4 protein-coding genes and 2 pseudogenes are annotated in these 4,462 nt (G+C 63.5%); all 6 read right to left on the reverse strand.

Annotated features, from left to right (window positions below; translation table 11 throughout):
* Positions 1-434, reverse strand: a pseudogene (locus AC1DWI_RS14640) (formate dehydrogenase); the annotation flags it as partial.
* A 63-nt stretch (positions 435-497) separates the two neighbouring features.
* Entirely contained in the window at positions 498-704 is a 207-nt protein-coding gene (locus tag AC1DWI_RS14645; protein WP_477725089.1) for a formate dehydrogenase, read from the reverse strand.
* 205 nt (positions 705-909) lie between these two features.
* On the reverse strand, positions 910-1,527 hold the full coding sequence (locus tag AC1DWI_RS14650) for a TorD/DmsD family molecular chaperone (protein WP_477669774.1): 618 nt from the start codon (positions 1,525-1,527) through the stop codon (positions 910-912).
* A 22-nt stretch (positions 1,528-1,549) separates the two neighbouring features.
* Complete coding sequence (locus AC1DWI_RS14655; RefSeq protein WP_477725090.1) at positions 1,550-3,685, reverse strand: 4Fe-4S binding protein; 2,136 nt, start codon at positions 3,683-3,685, stop codon at positions 1,550-1,552.
* Positions 3,615-4,358 (reverse strand): DUF3306 domain-containing protein, encoded by a 744-nt coding sequence (locus AC1DWI_RS14660; protein WP_477725091.1) that lies wholly within the window; start codon positions 4,356-4,358, stop codon positions 3,615-3,617. Before AC1DWI_RS14660 ends, AC1DWI_RS14655 begins: the two co-directional genes overlap by 71 nt.
* Positions 4,351-4,462, reverse strand: a pseudogene (locus tag AC1DWI_RS14665) (DUF3305 domain-containing protein); the annotation flags it as partial. The gene AC1DWI_RS14660 and the pseudogene AC1DWI_RS14665, both read right to left, overlap by 8 nt.

The following is a 4,462-nucleotide window of genomic DNA, read 5'->3' on the forward strand; positions in this document are numbered from 1 at the left end:
CCGTTCACCAGCTTCATCGGATAGCGCAGGCGGTATTCGCCGTGGCCGTGCTCGCGCAGGGCAGCGCCCTTGGCGCAATGGGCCCCAAGGTTGATGGGCGAATCAAACACCGGCTCCTGGCGGACCCAGACGCCGTTCTCTACTACGGCGTCGACCGCACAGCCGACAGAGCAATGGCTGCAGACGGTGCGCTTGACTTCGATCTTTCCCGTGCCGTCGCCAGCGCCCGGTGTGGCGGCCTTGGCCTTTTTGACCAGGGTTAATTGCGTAGCGGCCAGGCCGACGCCGACACCCAGGCCGGAGCGGCGCAGGAAGGCGCGGCGGTCCATGGTGGGCAGCGCATTGGACAGGCCCCGCGACAGGCTTTGCACAAAGCGCGCGGAACCCGCGCGATGCACGGGATGGACATCAGAAGATTTTTTCGTGAGCAGCATGAAGCTCTCCGTAGAAGGTGAAATCGGGGGGGCCGGTCGGGCGGAACTGGAAGCCAGGGCTATCTAGATGCGGGTGGTCTTGTAGTAGCGCTTGACGTGTTCCGAGAGGCTGTAGCCGCCGCCTTTTTCAGGGGCCGGCTTGGGCTCTGGAAGCTCGGCTTGAAGCGCAGGTGCGCCGGGCAACGCGACGATGGCCGCGGCTGCCGCGCCTGTGGCGGCTGYGCCGAAAAAGAATCCCCTGCGTGAGGGTTTTGGCTGGCTGTCCTGCATGGTGATCTCCAGGGGAAGGCTTGCTGGCTATGTAACCGTTTGCATAGTACTGTAAGGCAGAGCGCTGCGCACCACAATGGTTAGCGCCGCTCAACGTCCAAGTCTAGGGAAAACGATAGGCGATCTTATTGTCAGACTCGGCGGCTCTGGCCGGCTGGCCATTCAAAAGCTGTCTCATTTTGAGAAAAAAAAGTTCATGCATCCCTCAGGCCAGCATGTCGAAGCCCTGCGCCTCAACGCTGATGAAGGTCTGGGTAAAGGCCGCGAGCGCGGCATAAAAACGCGCCTTGGGATGCGCCGTGATGGCATCGCACATCAGCGGCACCCAGGGCTGGACATGACGCGCGAAAAATTCTCGCTGGCGTGTCAAATTGGCTACCTCGACATCGTCGCCGGCGATCAGGTAGCGCATGACTTCGCACAGGTAGGCCACATGGTCTTCGGTCTCGGGCATGGTCTCGTCACGTGCCAGGCCTAACGCGGCGATGTCGGTGCGCAAGGCCGCCAACGGCTTCTCATTGAGGAAACCGCTGAGGTAGTGCGAACCAAAGAGGTACACCTCGGGTTTGCCGACGCCGCCGAACAGGGCGTCGTGTTCGCGAGTGATGTCGGCCAGGCTGTGTGCGCGGGCGGCTGCGACGAGTTCGCCCCACGAACTTTCGAGCAAGCCTCCTGCGGCGGGTGCCTCAGTCACGGCAACGCGGAGGTTTTCATGCAACTCTGCGGAGGGTGCCGAATAGTAAAGCGCGGCCAGCAAGCCATAGACTTCGGCCCGCGCGGTTTCTTCGTCCAGGGTAGAGGCGGTAAGTTGGGCTTGCGTCATGGTGGCGTCTGGTTCTTTGGGCTCACCGGATGTCGGTGATCTTGAGCTCGTTGTCGGCGGAATAAATGTCGATGACGCGGCAGTCACTGCACATCTTGAGGCGGTCGGCGGCCGCACCCTGGAACATCGCGTGCCCCGCGAGCTTGCCGAGCATGGACTCGATGGCCTTGAGCGTGCCGAAGGGTTTGCTGCAGCGTATGCACTGGTAGGGCTGGCTCTCGTTGAGCACGCGCGCCTCTTTGCGTAGCGGTGTGAGCAACAGGCGCGGCTGCAGCGTGATGGCATCCTCAGGGCATGTGGTGGCGCACAGGCCGCACTGCACGCAGTTTTTTTCGATGAACTTGAGCTGGGGGCGGTCCGGGTTGTCTTGCAGTGCGCTGGCGGGGCAGGCGCTCACGCAGCTCAGGCACAGCGTGCAGGTGTCGGCGTTGACGGTCAGGCTGCCGAAGGGCGAGYCTTTGGCGGGCAGCGCRATCGCCTCGGGCAAGGCGGCGGGCGCCTGGCCCATGAGGTGGTCCAGCGCCATGTCGAGCGTGCTGCGCTTTTCCTGCGCCACAGCAAAACGCGCCGCAGGGGCGGGCACTGTGGGACGGCCTCGCGCCAGCGCCTGAAGGCTGGCATCGAGCCCGGCCACGGCGTCAGCGCCTTCGCCGGCGTGCATCAGATGAAAGTGAACGCCCGCATAGCCCAGGCCATTGAGCAGAGTTTGCGCGACCCGCATTTGATCCGCCAGGCCTTCGAGGTAAGCAGGCGCCTCTTCGCGCGTCACCAGCACGGCGACCTGGGACGCACCAAAGGCAATGGCGCTGAGCCACAAATCCAGGCCCACGCTGGCCGTGTGCCACAACGCCTGCGGGATCACATTGGCCGGAACGCCCCGCACGGTTTTTTGCAGCCGCGCAGTGCGGCCCAGAGCCTCGACCGCCTGCTGGCCGCTGTCCTGGCTGTGAAACAGCAGCACCGGTTGCGTGCCGCCGGCTTTGGCATATGCCGACAGCAGGGTCTTGATGCGCACGCCCTGCTCACTGGCACGCGGGTAGGCGTAAGTGAGCGCCCCCGTCGGGCACACGGTGGTGCAGGCGCCGCAGCCCACGCAGAGATTGGGGTTGACGACGATCTGCTGCCTGCTTTTCTCGCTGCTAACGGCACCTGCCGAGCAAATGTCGATGCAGGCATTGCAGCCCACGGTTTCATTGCGGCTGTGGGCGCAGAGCTTTTGCTTGTAGGCGAAGAATTTGGGCTTTTCAAACTCGCCGACCATGTCGCGCAGCTTGACCACCGTGGCCAGCAGGCCGGGTGAGGCCAGGCCGGCGGATACATTCAGGGCAAAGTAGCCTTGGGGTGGCGCGTGCAGCGCGACCAGGGGTTTAGCAGCAAGGTCGAGCACCAGGTCAAACGCTTCCGCGAGTGTTTGCGATGCGCGGTTGAAGTCAATGGCACCGGCCACCTTGCATACGGCTACGCAATCACGGTGGGATGTGCATTTGGCTGCATCGACCTGGTAGCTCAGGTCGATGGCGCCTTCGGGGCACACGGCGACGCAGGCATTGCATCGTGTGCAAAGGTCCAGGTCGATAGCGTTGGTCTTGTCCCAGCTGGCCTCAAACGCACCCAGCCAGCCTTTGAGCGCGAGCCGCTCACCGCTGATCACAGGATATTTGCGTTCTTGCGAGGGAAACCCGGCCTGCGCCTGGGACGAAACGCCCTGGGCGAAGATGGTCACGTCCAGCGTGTCGGCCACAAGCGCCGCCACCTGCTCTGCCTGGTCGAGTGCGCCCACGATGAGCAGGCGCCCGGCGCTTTTGTAGGTGACGGTGGACACCGGTTCGGCGTCCGGCAGGTGGGCCGCGGCCAGCAGGGCCGCGATTTTCGGCGTGGCGCCGGCGGCGTCTTTGCTCCAGCCGCCGGTCTCGCGGATATTGACGAACTTCACCACCGAGGTGACGCCCTGGGTCTGCTCGCCCACTTCGGCAAACAGCCGCTTCTCCTGGGTGCAGGCTACGACAACATCGTCGCCGGACTGCGCGGCCTTCTGGAAGGCGCCCACCTCGCGGCGGCACAGCGCCGAATGCAGCGTCAGGGTCTCGTTAAGTGCCGTGCCCAGCGCCTGTGGCTGGAGCGGCATGGTCTGGTTGCAGTCGCAAATCAGTGTGGGCATGGTCTTCTTGGCTGGCACCGGCCGGGTCGGGCTGGGATTGGCTGGTTGATAAAGCGCCTGGCGTTTGCGAGGGGGCTATGTCCGGATTTTCATAGGACTGTGCCACGGTTTCGCCCGTGGGGTTATTGGCGCTTTCCCGTGGCAGGTTGACGGGGTCGTCTTGCGGGCCGGCAGCCTTCGCTTGGTCTTCGCCTGCCGCGTCCTCTGCGCTGCTTTTGTTTTTCTCTTTCTCCTTGTCCTCATCGTCATCAAAGAGATTGAGAAACTTCGCACTCGTCATCTGCCGCAGCATGCCCTCGGGGATGGGGTCGGACTTGGAGTAGTCATCGATGTAGATGTCCAGGCCGTCCATCACATTGAAATGCGGGTCGGCAAAGAGCTGCTTCATCGCCGCGTTGCGCACGTCGGGCGTCACATCGCCGGCCATAAAAGGCTTGAAGTCGGAATCTTTGGTGAGCAGCCTGGCGTCGGCCAGCGTGAGCGCTTTCTTTTCCGGCGGATTTTCCGGTGATTTTTGCRCCGGTTCCTGGGGTGTCTGGACTTGCAGGGCGGGCGCGTTGGCATCCGTTGCCGGTGGTGCAGCCACAACCGGTTCTTCCAGTGGTTTGCCCATCACAGCGTCGGCCTTGCGGCGGGACCATCGCCCCAAAAAGCCCTTCGGTTCGTCAGCCATGCTGGCCTCCGCCGGCTTTCTTTTCCGTGCTGACCCGCGCCGGATTACCGAAGCGGTCCGTCAGCGGCTTAAAGCTCTGCGGGCGCTGCCGGCGCTTGGCCTCC

The organism is Polaromonas sp. P3_C2 (assembly GCF_056402675.1).

Excerpts from the sequence above, each read along its gene's own strand:
- AC1DWI_RS14650 (WP_477669774.1), bottom strand. The coding sequence starts at position 1,527 with ATGACGCAAGCCCAACTTACCGCCTCTACCCTGGACGAAGAAACCGCG.